General features: G+C 27.8%; 18 protein-coding genes and 1 riboswitch. All 18 genes read left to right on the top strand.

What is annotated here, in order from left to right; all coding sequences use genetic code 4:
• The first annotated feature begins 49 nt into the window (after positions 1–49).
• The 18 genes from ispF (at position 50) to AACL10_RS04505 (ending at position 19,284) form a co-directional block, all read left to right on the top strand.
• Positions 50–523: a 2-C-methyl-D-erythritol 2,4-cyclodiphosphate synthase gene (gene ispF, locus AACL10_RS04590; RefSeq protein WP_338985025.1), complete on the top strand. Its 474-nt coding sequence runs from the start codon at positions 50–52 to the stop codon at positions 521–523.
• A 1-nt stretch (position 524) separates the two neighbouring features.
• A complete protein-coding gene (gene gltX, locus AACL10_RS04585; protein ID WP_338985023.1) occupies positions 525–1,952 on the top strand; it encodes a glutamate--tRNA ligase in 1,428 nt (475 codons plus the stop codon).
• 10 nt (positions 1,953–1,962) lie between these two features.
• The gene (locus tag AACL10_RS04580; protein ID WP_338985021.1) at positions 1,963–3,144 is read left to right on the top strand and encodes an HD domain-containing protein; all 1,182 of its coding nucleotides are present in this window, start codon (positions 1,963–1,965) and stop codon (positions 3,142–3,144) included.
• A gap of 29 nt (positions 3,145–3,173) precedes the next feature.
• Positions 3,174–3,638: a DNA-directed RNA polymerase subunit delta gene (gene rpoE / locus AACL10_RS04575; protein ID WP_338985019.1), complete on the top strand. Its 465-nt coding sequence runs from the start codon at positions 3,174–3,176 to the stop codon at positions 3,636–3,638.
• Between the two features lie 64 nt (positions 3,639–3,702).
• Positions 3,703–5,295, top strand: coding sequence for a CTP synthase (locus AACL10_RS04570; protein ID WP_338985017.1), 1,593 nt, complete (start codon positions 3,703–3,705; stop codon positions 5,293–5,295).
• A gap of 46 nt (positions 5,296–5,341) precedes the next feature.
• Positions 5,342–5,869 (top strand): hypothetical protein, encoded by a 528-nt coding sequence (locus tag AACL10_RS04565; RefSeq protein WP_338985015.1) that lies wholly within the window; start codon positions 5,342–5,344, stop codon positions 5,867–5,869.
• Between the two features lie 57 nt (positions 5,870–5,926).
• Positions 5,927–6,820 (top strand): class II fructose-1,6-bisphosphate aldolase, encoded by an 894-nt coding sequence (gene fba / locus AACL10_RS04560; protein ID WP_338985012.1) that lies wholly within the window; start codon positions 5,927–5,929, stop codon positions 6,818–6,820.
• Between the two features lie 42 nt (positions 6,821–6,862).
• Positions 6,863–7,036, top strand: coding sequence for a helix-turn-helix domain-containing protein (locus AACL10_RS04555; protein ID WP_158637913.1), 174 nt, complete (start codon positions 6,863–6,865; stop codon positions 7,034–7,036).
• A 55-nt stretch (positions 7,037–7,091) separates the two neighbouring features.
• The gene (locus tag AACL10_RS04550) at positions 7,092–7,937 is read left to right on the top strand and encodes an SPE_1075/MLC_0560 family membrane protein (RefSeq protein ID WP_338985009.1); all 846 of its coding nucleotides are present in this window, start codon (positions 7,092–7,094) and stop codon (positions 7,935–7,937) included.
• Positions 7,938–7,990: 53 nt separating this feature from the next.
• Positions 7,991–8,087, top strand: a riboswitch (purine riboswitch).
• Between the two features lie 106 nt (positions 8,088–8,193).
• Entirely contained in the window at positions 8,194–9,669 is a 1,476-nt protein-coding gene (locus AACL10_RS04545) for an NCS2 family permease (protein WP_338985007.1), read from the top strand.
• Positions 9,670–9,804: 135 nt separating this feature from the next.
• Complete coding sequence (gene rpmE / locus AACL10_RS04540) at positions 9,805–10,095, top strand: 50S ribosomal protein L31 (protein ID WP_422398124.1); 291 nt, start codon at positions 9,805–9,807, stop codon at positions 10,093–10,095.
• Positions 10,096–10,186: 91 nt separating this feature from the next.
• Positions 10,187–12,037 (top strand): hypothetical protein, encoded by a 1,851-nt coding sequence (locus tag AACL10_RS04535; protein WP_338985005.1) that lies wholly within the window; start codon positions 10,187–10,189, stop codon positions 12,035–12,037.
• Positions 12,038–12,048: 11 nt separating this feature from the next.
• Positions 12,049–12,990 (top strand): bifunctional oligoribonuclease/PAP phosphatase NrnA, encoded by a 942-nt coding sequence (locus AACL10_RS04530; RefSeq protein ID WP_338985003.1) that lies wholly within the window; start codon positions 12,049–12,051, stop codon positions 12,988–12,990.
• A gap of 12 nt (positions 12,991–13,002) precedes the next feature.
• A complete protein-coding gene (locus AACL10_RS04525) occupies positions 13,003–13,605 on the top strand; it encodes a thymidine kinase (protein WP_338985001.1) in 603 nt (200 codons plus the stop codon).
• 9 nt (positions 13,606–13,614) lie between these two features.
• Positions 13,615–14,700, top strand: coding sequence for a peptide chain release factor 1 (prfA, locus tag AACL10_RS04520; RefSeq protein WP_338984999.1), 1,086 nt, complete (start codon positions 13,615–13,617; stop codon positions 14,698–14,700).
• A gap of 3 nt (positions 14,701–14,703) precedes the next feature.
• Entirely contained in the window at positions 14,704–15,540 is an 837-nt protein-coding gene (gene prmC, locus AACL10_RS04515; RefSeq protein ID WP_338984997.1) for a peptide chain release factor N(5)-glutamine methyltransferase, read from the top strand.
• Positions 15,533–16,858, top strand: a complete 1,326-nt coding sequence (locus AACL10_RS04510) for a hypothetical protein (RefSeq protein ID WP_338984995.1) — start codon at positions 15,533–15,535, stop codon at positions 16,856–16,858. Before prmC ends, AACL10_RS04510 begins: the two co-directional genes overlap by 8 nt.
• A 320-nt stretch (positions 16,859–17,178) precedes the next feature.
• On the top strand, positions 17,179–19,284 hold the full coding sequence (locus tag AACL10_RS04505; RefSeq protein WP_338984993.1) for a hypothetical protein: 2,106 nt from the start codon (positions 17,179–17,181) through the stop codon (positions 19,282–19,284).

Raw genomic sequence — 19,284 nt, 5'->3', positions numbered from 1 at the left:
GTTATAAATCGTTTTTTATTTTATAATCAATTTGTTAAAAGGAGTAAATATGATATTCAAGGTAGGATTTTCTAAAGACACACACAACCTTATTGAAGGTAGTGAGGTAGTTTTGGGTGGTATTAAAATACCATCTAACAAAAGTGTTCAAGCATATAGTGATGGTGATGTCTTATTTCATTCACTTGCAGAAGCAATTTTTGGATCTCTAGGATTAGAAGATCTGGGACAAAACTATAATCCAAAAAATATGGAAGAGAATTTTAATTCTTCATTAATGGTTCAAGATGCATTAAAAGAGTTAAAAGATAAAGAATTTCATATATCAAATATCGATATACTAATTGAATTAGATTCTCCTAAGTTAACAGAATGAAAATCTGTCATAAAAGAAAATGTTTCAAAATTGATTGGTGTTGACTTGGATCAAATATCTATTAAAGCAACAACAACTGAAGGAAACTTTCCAAATTTAATTACAAGTTATTGCAACATAGCTATTTATAAAGGTGAGGTAAAATAATATGAACAAATTTAGATTAAGATATGCTCCAAGCCCAACTGGTTTTTTACACATAGGAAATACTAGAACTGCTTTGATGAATTATTTATTTGCAAAACACTACAATGGTGATTTCATTTTAAGAATTGAAGACACTGATGTTGAAAGAAATGTTGAAGGAGCAATCGAATCACAATTCGATAACATGGAATGATTAGGAATATTACCAGATGAATCTTTTAGAACACCTAAAGATGGTTTTGGTAAATATATGCAATCTGAAAAATTTGAAGTTTACAAAGAGTATGCTGAAAAATTAATTACAGACGGGAAAGCTTATAAATGTTTTTGTACTCCTGAAGAATTAGAAAAAGATAGAGAAGAACAAATGGCAAGAGGAATTGTTGCCACTCAATATAATAGAAAATGCTTAAACAATCCAATAGAAGATGATTCAAAACTATATAACATTAGATTCAAAGTTCCAGAAAACAAAATATATAAAATAAATGATGTTGTTCGTGGAGAAGTAGAATTCAATTCAAAAGAAATTGGAGACTTTGTAATTCTTAAATCAAATGGAATAGCTACATATAATTTTGCAGTTGTTATAGATGATTTTGATATGAAAATAACTCACGTTGTTCGTGGAGAAGAACATATATCAAATACACCAAGACAATGTATGATATATGAAGCATTTGGATGAGAAGAACCAACATTTTGTCACTTAACATTAATAGTTGATGATACAAAGAAAAAATTATCTAAGAGAAGTGGTAATGCTGTATTCTTTATTTCTCAGTACAGAGAACAAGGTTACTTACCAGAAGCTATATTCAATTACATTTCACTTTTAGGTTGAAGCCCAAACAATGAACAAGAAATCTTTACAAAAGAAGAACTTATTAAAATATTTGATGAGAAAAGATTTAGTAAATCACCAAGTACATTTGATATGGTTAAAATGAAATGAATTAATAGTCAATGAATTAAAAAAATGTCAGAAGAAGACTTTGTTAAGTTCGTAATTAAATTTGTGGATAAAAATAAATTTAATTTAGAAGGTAAATCAGAAGATTGAATTAATTCAGTACTTCTTTTATTTAAAAAAGAACTTGAGTTTGGTTCTCAAATAAACGATCATCTAGATATATTCTTTGAAAAACAAGTTGATGAAAAAACAAAAGAAGTTATAAATGAATTTGGTAACTTAAAAGAAATGATTAATTTCTTAGAAGAATCAATTCAAAATATTTCAGAATTTAATGAAGATAATATAAAAGCTTTAATAAAAGAAGTTGGAACTAAATTTGAGAAAAAAGGTAGAGATTTATTTATGCCTGTAAGGATTTACACTACATTAAGTGAACATGGTCCTGAGTTAGCTAAAACAATTTCTTTAATCGGTAAAGAAAAAGTTCTAGCTAATATAAATAGCATTAGATAAGAGGTGCAATATGGAAAAGTTCATAAGAGATAATGTTCATGGAGAAATTTATATCGAAGATAAAATTTTCACTGATCTAATTGATACAAATGAGTTTCAAAGATTAAGAAGAATAATTCAACTAGGTGGAGGGCAGTTTGTTTTCCCAAGTGCAAATCATACAAGATTTTCACATTGTATTGGTGTTTATCATGTTATTTGTAAGTTTCTAGAAAATGAACAAATTAACCAACACATTTCAGATAAAGATAAAAGAGTTTTAAAAATAGCAGGTCTATTGCACGACATTGGTCACGGACCATTCTCACATACTTTTGAATTAGTTTCTACAAGACATCACGAAGAATATACTGTTGATCTAATCAAAGGGAATACTGAAATTAATAAAGTTCTTTTAGAGCACGGAGTTGATCCAGAAGAGGTTGTTTCTGTTATAGAAGGTAGACATAAAAATAAGGTTGTTAATTCACTTGTGTCTAGTCAATTAGATGCAGATAGATTAGATTATTTACAAAGAGATTCAATTGGAGCTGGTGTTAATTATTCAAAACCAGATATTGATTGAATAATAAGAAATGCAAAAATTCATGATGATAAAATAGTTTTTGCAAGCAAAACTATGAATGCTATAGAAAACTTTTTATTGGGTAGATATCATATGTTTAAACAAGTATATGAACATAAAATTTCTACAGCTTTTGATAACACATTTAAAATGTGATTCAAAAGATTTAAAGATTTATACTTAAGTGGTTATGATTTTAAAAATAAAGACACTGCTGAGTTATTTAAAGAAGTATTCGAAGAAAAAGCTATGCCTTTAGACAAATATATTTATCTTGATGACTACAGTATGTTTGATATTTTTAAATTATTAAAAGACGAAGAAGATGAAATACTAAAAGACCTTTCAAACAGATTGTTAAATAGAAAATTCTTAAAGGTCTCTTCTGAGTTGACTCAAGAAGGATTTGAAAAAATGAAATCAAACTTTAAAGGTCAAAGTGAATATTATTTTGATTCAATAACTATAAAAGATATATTTATTTATAAAGATCAAAATGGTAAAAAAGACGAAACAATATATATATTAAAAAATGATAAACTAAGTAATCTTAAGGATATATCAGAAATATTAAATATAGATTGAAAAAATAATGTAAAAAAAGTTTATATTTTTCCTAATGTATAATGTAGAATAGAAATTATGGAGGAAATGTTATGACTAAACTATCACCAATTAATTTAGCTTATGATTATTTAAATGAATGCAAAGATAATGCTTCATTTGAAGATATTTGAAATACTATTTCAAAAGAAATAAGCGGAGACAACGATAGCAAAAACGAAATCATAGCCGAACTTTACAGTGATTTAGTTCTAGACAATAGATTCGCACTAACATCAGATGGTAAATGAGGTTTAAGAGAATACCTTAAATTCGATGATGTTAAAAAACAATATGAATATGTTGATAAATTTGAAACAACAGAAGAATTTGAAGATTTAGACGCTGAATCAATCCTTGGTTTAGATACTTTTGATGACGACACTGGAGAAAGTGTTGGTAAAATAAAAAAATTACTAGACCAAAACCCAGATGATGATTCAATTGACTCAACTTTAGACGATGACGACGATGACGACATGGATGAAGATGATTATGACGATGAGGATGATTATTAAAATTTAACTTAATTATAAGTAGTTTTTATTGACTACTTTTTATTTTTTGAAGGAGATTTATTTTATGGCAAAACATATATTTATTACAGGTGGAGTAGTTTCTGGTTTAGGAAAAGGAATAACAGGAAGTTCTTTGGGTGTACTTTTAAAAAATAGTGGATTAAAAATATTCATGCAAAAATTTGATCCATACTTAAATATTGACCCAGGTACAATTAACCCAATCGAACACGGAGAAGTTTACGTTACAGATGATGGTGGAGAAACTGATTTAGATTTAGGACACTATGAAAGATTCATAGATGTTAATTTATCAAAAAACTCTTCAACTTCTGCTGGAAGAATTTACTATGAAGCTTTAGAAAAAGAAAGAAATGGTAAATATGGTGGTAAAACTGTTCAGGTTATTCCTCACATTACAAACGAAATAAAACAAAGAATTTATAAAGCAGAAATAGAAAGCCAAGCTGATGTAGTAATTACAGAAGTTGGAGGAACTGTTGGGGATATAGAATCTCAACCTTTCTTAGAAGCTCTAAGACAAGTAAGAATGGAAAAAGGTAAAGATAATGTAATGTTCGTTCACGTTGCTCTTTTACCATATCTAAAAGTATCTGGTGAGTTTAAAACAAAACCAATTCAGCACTCAGTTAAAGAACTATTAAGTTTGGGTATTCAACCAGATGTTATTGTTGCTAGATCTGAAATGGAATTTGATCAAAAACTTAAAGACAAGATTTCTCTTTTATGTAGTATACCTGTTGAAAACGTAATTGAATGTCCTGATAGTGATTCAATTTACAAGGTTCCTTTAGTTGTTGAGAAAGGTAATTTACACAAGATTGCTGCAAAACAATTAGGATTAGATTTAAAAAATACAAACTTAGATGATTGAAATAAACTTGTTAATAACATTGAAAACTCAAAAGAAATAATAAATGTTCACATTGTTGGTAAGTATGTTGAACTTAGCGACGCTTATTTATCTGTTATAGAATCTTTAAAGTTTGCAGGATATGAAGTTAATAAAAAAATTAAGATTCATTGAGTAAACGCAAGAAAACTTACAGAAAAAAACCTTAAAGAAGAATTATCAGATGCTGTTGGAATACTTGTTCCTGGAGGATTTGGTGAAGAAGGTGTTGAAGGTAAAATACTTGCTGCTCAATATGCTAGAGAGAACAACATACCTTATTTAGGAATCTGTTTAGGAATGCAAATAGCTTGTATAGAATTTGCAAGAAACGTTATGAATTTAAAAGATGCTCATACAACTGAGTTAGATCCAAATACAAAAAATCCAATAATTGATATTATGGAAGGTAAAAATAGAGAAAACATCGGTGGAACATTAAGACTAGGAAGATACGTTACTTCTTTAAAAGAAGGAACTATAGCAAGAGAATTATATAAATCAGATGTTGCTGTTGAAAGACACAGACATAGATATGAATTTAATAATGCTTATAGAAATGCTTTTGAAGAAAATGGAATTGTTTTTTCTGGTTTATTCCCAGAACAAGATCTTGTTGAAATAATAGAGTATCCAAAAAATGATTTCTTTGTGGCAGCACAGTACCACCCAGAATTCACATCAAGACCAAATAAACCAAATCCATTATTCATGGGATTTATAAATGCAATAAACAAAAAATAAAACTATTTTTTGTTTTTTTTATCTAAAATCAAATTAGGTGATATGAATGAAAAAAATTAAAACCATAGATATTGCTACTTGTGGCGTTATAACTGCAATCATGTTTTCTTTAGGTGTAATAACAGTTACTTTATCTAATTTTGGTGGAGAGAACGTCTTTCAAATATCAGATATATTTTATTTAGTCTTTTTAAATCTTTTGAATCCATTTCTTATTATATTTTCTGCTATTTTATCTGGTGTCTTAACAGATGTTTATGCAGGAGGTGTGGTTTACATTCCGGTAACAATTTTAGTTAAACTACTAATAGGGATTACTTTTACTGTTCTTAAAAAAATCCTTCCAATATATATAACTATATTTATAAGTTACTTATGAGTATTTGTATATGTTTTATTTACCTATATTCTATTTGATAAATCATTTTTAATATTAGAAGCAATTATAGATTCTATCCAATATAGCGTAAATACATTTTTTGCTTGTATTGTTTACTTTTCAACTAAAAGATTTTATTCTACAAGTAAAGTATTTAAAAATAATGAGAAACCCACAAAAATTTTAGCCAACTAAAAATAAAAGGGGTATAATCTTAAAGTATAAAAAATCTTTATAGGAGGAAATAGAAATATGTCAAGAATTTATCATTCAAAATTAGTTAATTCTACACAAATGGTTAAAGATGCACATGCAAACAAATATGCAATTGGACACTTTAACATAAACAACTTAGAATGAACTAAAGCTATCTTAGAAGCGGCTCAAGAATCAAACACACCAGTTATTATTGCTACTTCAGAAGGAGCTTTAAAATACATGGGTGGAGTTAAAGTTGTTGTAGGTATGGTTAATGGATTATTAGATGCATTAGATATTACTGTACCTGTTGCTTTACACTTAGACCACGGTCAATCAGTTGAAATGGCTAAAAAATGTATAGAAGGTGGATACTCATCAGTTATGTTTGATGGATCACACTTACCATACGAAGAAAACATCGCTAAAGTTAAAGAATTAATGGACTTTGCAAATGCTCACGAAGTTTCAGTTGAAGCTGAAATTGGATCAATTGGTGGAGAAGAAGATGGTGTTGTTGGTGAAGGTGAATTAGGAGATCCTAACCAAGCAGCAGAAATGGCAACTACAGGAATTACTATGTTAGCTGCTGGAATTGGAAACATTCACGGTAAATACCCAGAATGATGAAAATCATTATCATTTGATACATTAGAAGAATTACAAGAAGCATGTAAATTACCAATGGTATTACACGGTGGTTCAGGAATTCCTCAAGACCAAGTTGAAAAAGCTATTAAATTAGGAATTTCAAAAATCAATGTTAACACAGAATTACAATTAGCATTTAGAGATGCTACAAGAGAATACATCGAAGCTAAAAAAGACTTAGATGATGAAGCAAAAGGATTTGATCCACGTAAATTATTAGCACCTGGATTCAAAGCTTTAAAACAAACATTCTTAGACTTAACAAAAGTATTTGGATGTCAAGGTAAAGCTAAATAGTTTAAACTAATTTGTATTAATAAGTATTAGGGAGATAAGAAAATGCACTTAACAGTTGATGAAAAAATTAAAATTATAAAAGATTTCAAAAACAGTGGGGTTACTGCAACTCAATTTGCACCCACAAGAAATGTTAGTGTTGTTTCTCTAAGAAACTGAGTTAAAAAATACGAACAAGGTGGAGCTGAAGCTTTAAAAACTAAATATGAAAAATAGGTTTTTAACCTATTTTTTTTGTGTAAAATCAAATCGAGAAGAGGTATAAATTTTTATGAAAAAATGATTTAAAGAGACAAGTCAAAACATCTCTCAAAAATGATTGTCTAACTTAATAAAATTCTTTCTATTTTCAGCAGGTGTTGTAATAAGTGCTTTTGGATTAGCATTATATCAACAACCAGCTGTTGGAGGAAGTCAAATTGACTGAACACTTTATAATATATTAGCTTTAAAAATACCATATGCAGCAGATGGTAGTCTTATTAATGATATTAGAAATATATATGGAACAGCTTTAGCAACTTTATATATCATATTTATAATAATAGCAATTGGTTTTGCGATAAAACCATCAATAGATGATTATAAAAACAGCAAAAAAAAGTCAATTTGAGTTTTATTTGTATGAATGATAATAGCTGATATTATAATTACTTTTACAGTTCCTTTGTTGATAGGGGAAATTTCAAAAGGTCTTGAAGGAATAATTAAAACTGATAATGGAATAATTATCTCAAGTGTTGGTTTTAGAAACTTATTATTTATTGCTGGATTTTTATGTTTCGTAATCGGAACTGCTTTATGAGTAAAAACTGGGTGAATTTTAGGTCCATTTAATAATATATGTACTCAATTTTTAAGATTAACAAAATTAAACTATGCAGCAGGAAGATTAATTATAGATATTTCAATTCTTGCTGTTGGATTTATGTTTTTCCCATTCATCAAAGGGGAAGGGACTAAAACAGATTTCTTAATGACAAATTTTGGTCTAGGAACTATATGTTTTACATTTTTAGTAGGTCCCTTAGTTAATTCAATTCTTAAAATTTTAAACAAGATTTGTGATTTTGAAAAAATTGATAAACTAACTAATAAAAGTGTCTTTGAAGTTTAAAAACCTGAAAAGGTTTTTTTATTTTTTTAAAATTCCTAAAAAAGTTATAAAATATTATTGTAATTAATAGATCTTGTATAAGCCAACATATTGGGTTGGTGTCTCTACGATTAGACCTATCTAGTCTCTATGATTTCTATTTATATTCTTATTCATAAATGCGAAAGCAAGTGACTGTTAATTACAACTTAATTTAAAAAATAGGTTATTTTTATAACTATTTTTTATTCTCTTTAATTAATAGAAAAGGACGAAAATGAATAACAAAAAACAAAATGAAAATAATTTTGAAGCAGAGAAAAGCAAAGACTTAGCGATCGCTTCAAATAGTTCTATTTCTAAATTCTTTGGATTCAGCAAACTAAATACAACATTTAAAAAAGAAATAATTGGTGGTATTTCTACATTACTATCAATGATATACATTTTATCTGTAGAACCTGGAATTTTAGGTAATGCACAAAGTATAAATGATAGCAAAGTTACTTTGGATATGAATGGTATATTCTTAGCGACTGCTTTAGTTTCTTTTCTTGCAACTTTTGCGATGGGGATGATAGCAAACGTACCAATAGCGCTTGCCCCAAGTATGGGTGTAAATGCAATGTTTACATTTACAGTTGCCAACTCAAGTGGGGGTGTTGGTTATGAAGGAGCGCTAATTGCAACTTGTATATCTGGTGTTTTATTCACAATCATATCTGCAACTAAGTTAAGAAAAATCATTATTAAAAGTTTACCAAAATCTCTACACCTAGATATAGGTGTTGGTATTGGTTTCTTTGTGGCTTATGTTGGTATAGCAAATATAGGATGAGTTAAAAAAAGTGAAGATAATCTACCTATAGCAGAACTAAATGATTTTAAAATGTGGTATCCAGCAATAATATTAGGAACGGTTGTTCTTTTTGCTGCAATATTCTTAAACTTTAAAAAATTCTTTGCACCTGTAGCTGTTGTGATGTTGATTGGTTTCATAATAGCAGCGATATTGGCAAATACAATTAATGATCAAGCAATTCAAAATTCATTTGGTAGTGCTAAATGAGACTCAAGTGCATGAAATTATTTAGATCTATTCAAAGGGTTTGGATTCAATGTTTCTTCTACTTGAAAAGAAATTGGTAATGTTGCAATTTGATCAAATCCAACCATGTATATTTCTTTATTTGTGTTTGTAATATTAACATTCTTTGATGCAACAGGAACAATCACTGCTGTTAATGTTGAAATAACAAGAGAGTCTGGAGTGGAAACAGAAATTCCTCATAAAGCTCTTCTTATTGATGGAACTGCAACGGTTGTGGGTTCATTTGCAGGAATATCAAATGTTGGTTGTTATGCTGAAAGTTGCGTTGGGGTTTCACAAGGAGCAAGAACTGGATTTGCTTCAATTGTAACTTCTTTAGGATTATTATTAAGCATAGCTATCTTCCCAATATTCCAAATGATGCCTTCATGTATAACTGGAGCTGCAACAGTATTTATTGGAACTGTAATGATCAAGTCAATTACAGGAATTGAATGAGAAAAACCAGAAATGGGACTTGCTGCGTTCTTCTCAATATTGTTTATGATAATTACATATAACATAGCAAATGGTATTGCCTTGACTATAATGGCATATACTGTAGGTTCTCTTGCGACTGGAAAAGTTAAACAAATTAATCCTGTTGTATGAGTATTAAATGTTGTATTTATTGCTTACTTTATAGCAAATGCATTTATATAGTAAAAAACACCTCTTCCAAGAGGTTTTTTTTATTTAAATTATTTAATAAAATAACTTAAATTAAATAACATTTAAAAAAAATATGGTATTATTTAATTTGTATTAGAAAGACTTTAAATAAAGGACGGTGAAAACATGCCAAAAGCAAACATACATCCACAATATTTTGAAGCTAAATTTGTTTGTACAACTTGCAGCAATGAATTCATGTCAGGATCAACAAAAGGTGAAGAAGTAAGAATTGATACTTGTTCAAATTGTCATCCTTTCTACACTGGAAAACAAAACTTCGCTAACGCAGAAGGACGTGTTGAAAAATTCAAAGAAAAATTTGCTAAAAAAGATGCAAAAATCGCTGAAGCTGAAAAAGCATCAGTTGCTCAAAAAGCTGAAAACGAAAAAAAATCAAAAGAAGCTAAAAAATAATTTAATACAAACAACTAGACTAGTAATTGGTCTAGTTTTATTATTTTTAATCAAAATGTTATACAATAATAGAGTTATGAGGGGTTTTTATATGAGTTTTACAATACAAAATGCTAAATTTGTTAACAGAAAAATAGTACCAAAAAGTGTAACTTTCAAAAATAAAGACTCTGAGAAAACAGCTGTTATTTCTCATGATAGAAACTTGAGAAAAAACTTTAAAAATATACTACAAGGTAAATATTTAGTTAAAACAGGAGTTTTTAAAATAGATGGTTATGACAAAGTTAATAAGCAATGAACAAAAAGAAAAGTTGCTTTAATTAAAACAAATAACTTATTTAGAAAATGACCAGAGAAATTTTGACTTTATACATCATTGCTTTTGAATAAAAATTTTTACAGTCAAGCAAAGATAAATTATATAAATGAAAAGTATTCTTACCTATCATTCTCTACTTCAAAAAATAATAAAACAGATTTAGAAATGAGAGATAAGATAGAAGCTATGATTTCTAAATTTATAGATAACTCTGTAGAGATAGAAGAACAATGAGTTTCTGAGTTTCTTGATCAAATTGTTGAATTCAATGATAAAAACTTATTGAAAAATTATGGTACTTTAGAAGAACACATTAGAATTATCATAAAAGATTATTATTACCTTGTGGAAAAAACTCAAAATTTAGAATTAGTTCAAACCTTTTTACAAACTCTTTGAGATAAGGTTTATTCTTTTATGGAATTATCTTCATTGTGTACTTGTGAATACAATGCTAAAAAATCAAAAGATAGACAAAAGAAAAAACTAGCCAAAGAATTAAATTTTCATCAAATAAACTTTGTAACTAGAAAACAATTAAGAATAATTGATTTAAAAGTAAGTGATGTAAAAAGAAAAATTGCAAAAAACAATTTCATAATCAAAAACTTAAGAAAACAAATTCTTTTTGAATTAAGTAAATCAGAAAGTTATGATAAGAAATCTAAAAACTTAGATGAACTTTTTGTTTGAAGAAAAGCTTCTAATGATCAAAGATTTGAATTTAAAAAGAAACAAGAAAAAATGTTTTTTGAAGGTCTTTCAGATGAAGCTATAACTTTAAGGGGTAAAATTGTTGAAGTTATGCACAAGTATCATAAAAGAGTTTTAAATGATGATTGTGAAAAAGGTGACGCAGAAGAATTTAGAACTAAAAAATTAGAACTAAAAAATAAAATATCAACAATTTATAAACAATCTTCTAATTTTATTGATGAAACCGCTGCAGAGTTAGGTTTTGAATTTAGTTTGCTTTCTTTAAGAATTAGTAAAATGGAAGGAATATGATTCCAACTTTTAAGTGCTATATATAAAAAACAATATAACCTAGTTTTTTATAATGTCTTATCTAAATTAAGTTCACAAGAAAAACAAGAATTATTACAAGTAATTGACAACCTAACAAAGTATGATTCAAAATTCTCATCAACTTTTATTGAAGAAAGTATTTATGAAATACCTCAAATGGATAAAAACATTTACTTGATAAATGAACAAGATATTTCAGAAAATAAATTAGAAGATTTATTAGAAAAACATTGATCTACTTATGGTGGAGAATTCTTTGCAAAGAATAATAGATTCAATTATAAATATGATGGTAAAAAACTTGAAACAATGCATGAAACTACAAAGATACAAAGCACAATGTTTGAAGAGTTTGGACAATTGATAATTAATCCAATGAAGGTTTATGCAAACAAAAAAGAAAATAAAAATTCTATTCTAGAGTTGAGTGGTAAAATTACTGCTAACAAAGAATTTGCAGATCTAAACATGCATGAAGTAATAACAAAAGAAAATGAATTAAGAATTTATTTTTACTCAACACATAAATATGAGGAAAACGATAAAGTTAAACTATATATATCTGAAGAATCAATTTTAAAAGTTTTATAAGGAGAAGCAAAATGAATAATTTTGACACAATGTTAATTGAAAAAATTAAAAATTATGAAAACATAATCATATCAAAACACGTTTCTCCAGATTGAGATACACAAGGCAGTGCATATGGTTTAAGAGAAATTATTTTGGATAATTTTAAAAACAAAAAAGTTTATGTTGTTGGTGAAAAATTAAACTTAGGAATAAGAGAAGAAGATGAAAGCCAACTAACAGAAGAAAAAGTTTCTTCTTCGTTGCTTATAACTGTTGATGTGGCCAATTTTGAAAGAGTTGATTTTAGTTTTAAAGATAAAGTTAAAGAAGTATTTAAGATTGATCACCATATAGAAGTTGATAATTTTTCTGAAAATAAAATAGTAGACGACTCTGCTATAGCTTGTACTCAAGTTGTTACTTTATGAGCTGATTCTCAAAAATTAAAAATATCTAAAAAAGCTGCAACTTATCTTTATTACGGTTTAATAACAGATTCTGGAAGATTTCTTTTTGAAAAAACAAATGGTAAAACTTTCATGGCAGCAAAAATTCTTGTAGAAGCTGGTGTTATAATAACAGAGGTCTACTCAGACTTGTTTTTAAAAAAATTTGACTTGGCAAAATGACATAACAAAGCTTTTTCGATGGCAGAATTTACAAAAGATAATCAAGTTGCTTTTATAAAAGTAACAAGTGATTTTTTTGAAAATTTAAACCTAGGTGAAGAAGAAGTTAAAAGTGCATTAACAGTTCTTTCTGGAATAGAAGAAATAAAAATATGAGCACTTGCTTATCAAACACCTCAAAGCGAAAAAGTAAAAGTGTCAATTAGAAGTAGAAACTATAATATTAATTCAATTGCAACTAACTATAACGGTGGAGGTCACAAACTTGCATCTGGAGCTAAGTTGGATAGTTGAAATGATTTAGAAAAACTTATTATCGATTTAGAAGGTTTAATAAACTAAAGGGGAAAAAATATGAGCTATAGAATAAATCCAAAAAGTAAAAGAGGATGAATAGAGTTAATAACAGGATGTATGTTTGCAGGTAAGACAGAAGAATTTATAAGAAGATTAAAAAGATATAAGTATGGTCAACAAAATGTTTTGGTTTTCAAACCACTTATAGATGATAGATATTCTAAAAAAGATATTTTTTCTCACTCAGGAATGAGTATTGAATCAATACCTGTAAAAGACAGTAAAGAATTATTTGAAATTTTTACAAAAGAAAACGAAAAAGAAAAGATTGATATTATCGGAATTGATGAAGTTCAATTTTTAGATACAAATGTTGTAGATATCATTTCTCAAATCGCTTGTTCTGGAGTTATAGTTATAGTTAATGGATTGGATAAAGATTTTAAAAATAATCCATTTCAAAATGTTGATAGACTTTTAGTAGAAGCTGAATATGTTGATAAATTAACATCAATTTGTCACTCATGTGGTGGTAATGCAAATAGAACACAAAGAATAATAGATGGTAAACCCGCAAAAGCAGATGAACCAATTATTGTTATTTCTGCAAATAAAAAATATGAGGCAAGATGTAGACATTGTTACATTAAGCCAGAATAGGAGAACGTTATGAATAAAAAAACTTTAGAAGCTTTAAATGTAATGGAAAATAGAGTTAACTCTATTGATGAACAATTACAAAATGAAGATACATTGAGAGACATTAAGCTTCTTACAGAACTTAATAAAGAAAGATCTAACTTAGAAGAAGTTGTTACTAAGTATCAAGAATTTAAAAAAGTTGATCAAGATATTGAAGAGGCAAAACAAATTTTAGATACAGAAAAAGATGAAGAAATGAGAGGTCTTGCTAAACTTCAATTAGAAGAAGCTCAAGAAGCAATTGTCTTAATAGAAGAGCAACTTGAACTTTTATTACTTCCTAAAGATCCTAACGATGATAAAAACGTTATCTTTGAAATTAGAGGGGCAGCAGGAGGAGATGAAGCAAATATATTTGCAGGAGATCTTTTCAGATTGTATACAAAATATGCAGAAAAAAATAATTGAAAGATTGAAGTTATGGATATGAATGAATCATCTGCGGGTGGTTTCAGTCAAATTTCTTTCATGCTAAAAGGTGATAAAGTTTATTCAAAAATGAAATTTGAATCAGGTAGTCACAGGGTTCAAAGAGTTCCAAAAACCGAATCTAAAGGAAGAATTCAAACATCTACAGCAACTGTAGCTGTTCTTCCAGAAGTTAGTGATGTTGAAGTTGATATAAAAACAGCTGACTTAAGAATTGATACATATAGAGCTTCTGGAGCTGGTGGACAACACATTAACACAACAGATTCAGCAGTAAGAATAACTCATATACCTACTGGAATTGTTGCGGCATCTCAAGATGGTCGAAGCCAACACGATAACAAAGATAAGGCAATGACTTTATTAAGAGCTAGAATATATGAAGCTGAACTTGAAAAACAACAAAGTGAAGCAGCAAGTTTAAGAAAAAATGCTGTGGGTACTGGTGCTAGAAGTGAAAAAATTAGAACTTACAATTATGCACAAAACAGAGTTACAGATCACAGAGTCAATTTAACATTAAATAAATTAGATCAAGTGATGGAAGGTAACTTAGATGAAATAATCATAGAACTTATTAATGATGAACAAAAAAACTTAATCACTCAACACATAGAGGGTTAGTAAATGTTCGTAAATAAATTAAAAGAACAATATGTTCCTGGTTTATTTACATTAAATGAGTTTAAAGAAATAATTATTAGTATAAAAAAAGAATCTGATTTTAACTTTGTAATTGATCAAGAATTATCAAAGAAGGAATCAGATTTATTTTTAAAAATAGCAAGTGAGTTTAAAGAAACCAAAAAGCCATTAGCTTATTTGTTAAATAATAAATATTTTTATAATTATGATTTTTTTGTAAATGAGAATGTATTGATACCAAGACCAGAAACAGAACTTATAGTTGAAGAAATATTGAAATATGATTTAGAGAATAAAAACTTATTCGATATTTGTTGTGGAAGTGGTTGCATTGGTATAACTATAAAAAATTTAAAACCTAAAGTTAATTTGTATATGAGTGATATTTCAAAAAAGGCTTTAGAAGTTGCTAAAACTAATTTAAAAAAACACAATCAAGATGCGCAGATATATTGCTCTGATTTTTTAAATGTCATTGAAGATTCAAATATAGTTCCAGACTTTATAACAATAAACCCTCCATACATAATAAGGGGAGACTCTAATGTTGGTGAGTTTGTAAATAAATATGAACCTCATCTTGCACTATATGCAGACGAACAAGGAATATATTTTTATAAAGAGTTGTTTAAAAAGTTAGATTATTTATTTTCTTTAAATAAAAATCTTGTAATAGTGTGCGAATTTGGTTTTGAACAAAAAGAAGAATTAGAAAAGATTTTTTCTACAATGATAGTAAAATATAATATAGATTTTAAAAAAGATTATTCAAATAATTGAAGATTATTCGTAATCAAATCTAAGGAGAATCATGGATAAGTTAAAAGAAGATTTTTTAATCGATGAATATAAAAATAAAAAATTATTAACATTTAAGATGTTAATTCTTTTTGCGATATTAATTGTTCCGGTAGTTACTTATTTGGTAATAATTAATATAAATACATCGTTAGAATATTACTTCAACAATATATCTGTTGTTAAAGAATACTTTGGTAAAAATGTTGTGGCTTCTAAGTTTGAAATAATATTTTTTGCCTGAGGATCTATTTCTTTATTTGTTATTGGAATACTTATGATTGCCTTTTTAAATTTATTTGTAAGTTTAAAAATTAATAAAGTTTATAAGAATGTATATATTATTTCAATAGCAGCTCTTGCTGTATTGAGTATAGTTTTTGTTTCGATATCAGAATACTCATATTCAAAGTTTTATAATTTATTTGAGTTTTTATCTCAACAAGGAATTAAAGATAAAAAGCTTTTTGAAGGAAATGAAGAAATTCAAAAAATGATTGATGAATTCACAAAAATGTATTCACCTGAAGAAGGAAGAAGTTTTAAATATAAATGATCGACTGACACTCTAACTTGATGGTTGGCAATTTTCAAAATAATTTTAGTAATTTTGACATTCAATATTATGTTGAAGAAATCAAAAGAAAATAAAACAATAGTTGAATCTCCTTCTAGAAGTATTAGTGGTTCTAAGGTTAAGGAATTTATTAATAAGTTTTCTCTTAATAGTAGAAAAAACATTTTATTTTGATTAATTATAGGAACAACAATAGTTTTTATAACTCCATTGGTTTATATAATCAATATGTCTATATTTAATACCCAAATGAATGTTATGTTGAGTTGAACTTTTATAATTAAAGATCTATACAAAAGTATTCCAGAAGTTTCTGAATTAGCAACTTCTAGCGCAAATAATGGCTCATACTTTGTAATTAAATTTTTACCAATAATAGTTTCTGGTTTTTTAATATCAAACATATTAATTTCTACAGTTGCATATATTCAAAATTGAAAAAGTTCAAAAAGTACATTTGCAGTGGAATTCTTGATATTATTGATAGAAATACTTTTTGTGTTAATAATAATTGCTTACTCAGCACATGAGGCACAAAAAATAACTCATTTATGAAATAGTGGAGAAATAAAAATAAGTAGTGAAGCCTTTGAATTTGAGTATTTAAAAAGTACTTACGGTCATTGAGATATTAATAACGGCATACCAGAACCATGAATGAGTGGATTCAAGTATATTTCTCAAACTGTTATAAGTCTAAGTTTCTTGGCAACAATTTATATAATATTGGGTGTGAAATTCAAAAAACTTAATGAAAAATAATAAATTTGTTTTAAAACCCTTATTTTAAGGGTTTTTTTGATACATTAAAATTTAAAAAAGTTTGATTTTAGAATTACACTAGTGTAATATATTATGTTTTTTTATGTTATAATATGTTTGTAAAAGTTAATAAAGGAAAAGACGGGGTTTTTAAAGGTGATTTATAAGCCAATTTAACAGCTTCTTCTTTTTAATTTATTAAATTTGCTACTAAAAAAAAGTATATATCATATCAAACTATATCTACCATTGCAATCAAATAGGGGTAAAAATTTGAAAAAATGTGGTATAATTACATTAAGTTTAGGGGGTGTTCCAGTATGTACGTAAATCCATTCGAGAGGATGAGAAAAAAACGCGAGGAAGAAGATAAAAAACGCCAAGAAGTTGAAAAAGAGAGAGAAAAATACGCTAGACTAGGAGCCCAAATGGGGTTTGCAGATGATAAAGCTGTTGTTCCATCATTTATTAAAACTCTTATTGGTGAAAAAGAACAAGGTAAAGTACCTCCGTTTGGTATGGCAATGGATAGTGACTTTGACAGTCTACCAGAACCAGAACTAAATTCACAACCAATGGCTCAAGCTTCTAATAGAACAATGGAAGATTTTGAAAAACAATTTGGTGGAAACGACGTTGGTAGTTCGATAAGTTCTGCTCCAGTATTTGGATCACCAATGAATAATTCACAACCTTCTATGGCTTTTGAACCGCAACAAGCACCAATGTTTGATTCACCAATGAATCAACCACAAATGCAATTTAGTTCTCCTCAACCACAAATGCCTTCATTTAATGAAAACATGGCACCTCAAAACAATATGAATTTTGAGCCGCAACAAGCACCAATGTTTGATTCACCAATTAATCAACCACAAATGCAATTCAACAACAATCAAGCAATTGTTAACGAAGAAGAGTTGTTAATTCAAAAATCATTCGATGAACAAATAGATGATTTCTTTGAAACAGAAGAAGTACAACTATATAATGAAAAAATAATAACACCAGATCAATACATTGATTTATTACACAATGGTGAAATTGAAGGTAAAAATGTACTTATAGTAGATAAATCAGAATCAATTGATAAAAAGCAATTAGCAAATTTAATTGAAATAGATTTAGAAAAAGTTATGTTATATTCTTCTCCTTGTCTATTCATGTTAAAAAGATTTATAAACAATTTACCAGAAATTATAAGCTTAGATGATAAAAGGGTTTTATGAGAAAGAACTTCTTTATTCCTTGCAGCAACTGATTGAGGTAAAACGGGTTCCGAAGTTGATTACATACTAGAAGAATTAAATCTTACAGCTGACCCTGTAGGGATGTTTGTAGGAGAGTTTGTTTCATTGTTTGAATCATACAACTTCAATGAGCAATTAAATCTAGTTATAAGTGGAACTCAAAGTTTAGAATCAAATCAATTGTTGTTTGTAAATGAATTTATCTCAAACTTATTAATTCAAATACCTAATGTTTCTTGCAAAACATTAGTTGTACAAGAAAATATAGATGTTCATGAGATAGAAGAAATACTTGAGAATTATGATTATTTAGTTTCTGACACAATAGTTTTAAAAGAACCTGAAGTTAAATCAAAACCCCAATTGAATCAACAAGAAGTGGTTGCAAATGTTCAACAATTTGTTGAACAACCACAACCACAAATGATTTATGAACAACCACAAATGAGTTATCAACAAGAACCAATATATCAGCAAGCTCCACAAATAAATTCTTACCAAGAGCCTGCAAATTTCCAAGAAAATTCTTGACAGCAACCTGTTGTTGAGAACAAAAAGGAAAATAGTCTTGACGATTTCTTTACACAAGAGTTGAAAGATGTATCAATAGATATATTTGAAAGACCAGAAGAAAATGAAGTTATGTTAACTTATGATAAAGAAGACAGTAACTTCACTGGAAACATTCCAGGAATTTCAAATAGTAACTTTACAGATACGTACAGTTCTTCTCAACTTCCTGGTTTTGCAAAAGACCATCACGAAGAAGAGGATTATGATCCAGGAATAGATTCAAATCTAAGGATTCATGTAGATCAAGTTTTAGAAGCTAAGAAATTAGAAATTTTAGAACAAGAGAAACGTGAAGAACAAGATAGATTAGAAAGAAAAGGTGAGTCAGGATTTGACCCATCAATAATTTCCAAAAAAGAAGTTGTATTAAATCCTTATGCTAATCCATTCGAAGGAATGAATTTCCAAAGTCCGCTATCTGCAAGAAATGAAAGACTTGCAGATCCAAGACCCAGGAATGAAATCGAAGGGAAATTAAAGGATATGAATTCAAATTTAGCAGGTAGAAAACCAATAAGTATTGAAGAATCATTTGCTAATGAAAAAAATAAAGACAAAGATAAAAAGTTAATATCAGTTCCAGGAAACTGAGAAAAACTTTAA

Source organism: Spiroplasma endosymbiont of Diplazon laetatorius (genome assembly GCF_964019625.1).
In the GTDB taxonomy this organism is placed as follows: domain Bacteria; phylum Bacillota_I; class Bacilli_A; order Mycoplasmatales; family Mycoplasmataceae; genus Spiroplasma_A.
Note: the sequence above shows the minus strand (reverse complement) of the source record. Positions and strands in the feature narration are given on the sequence as shown.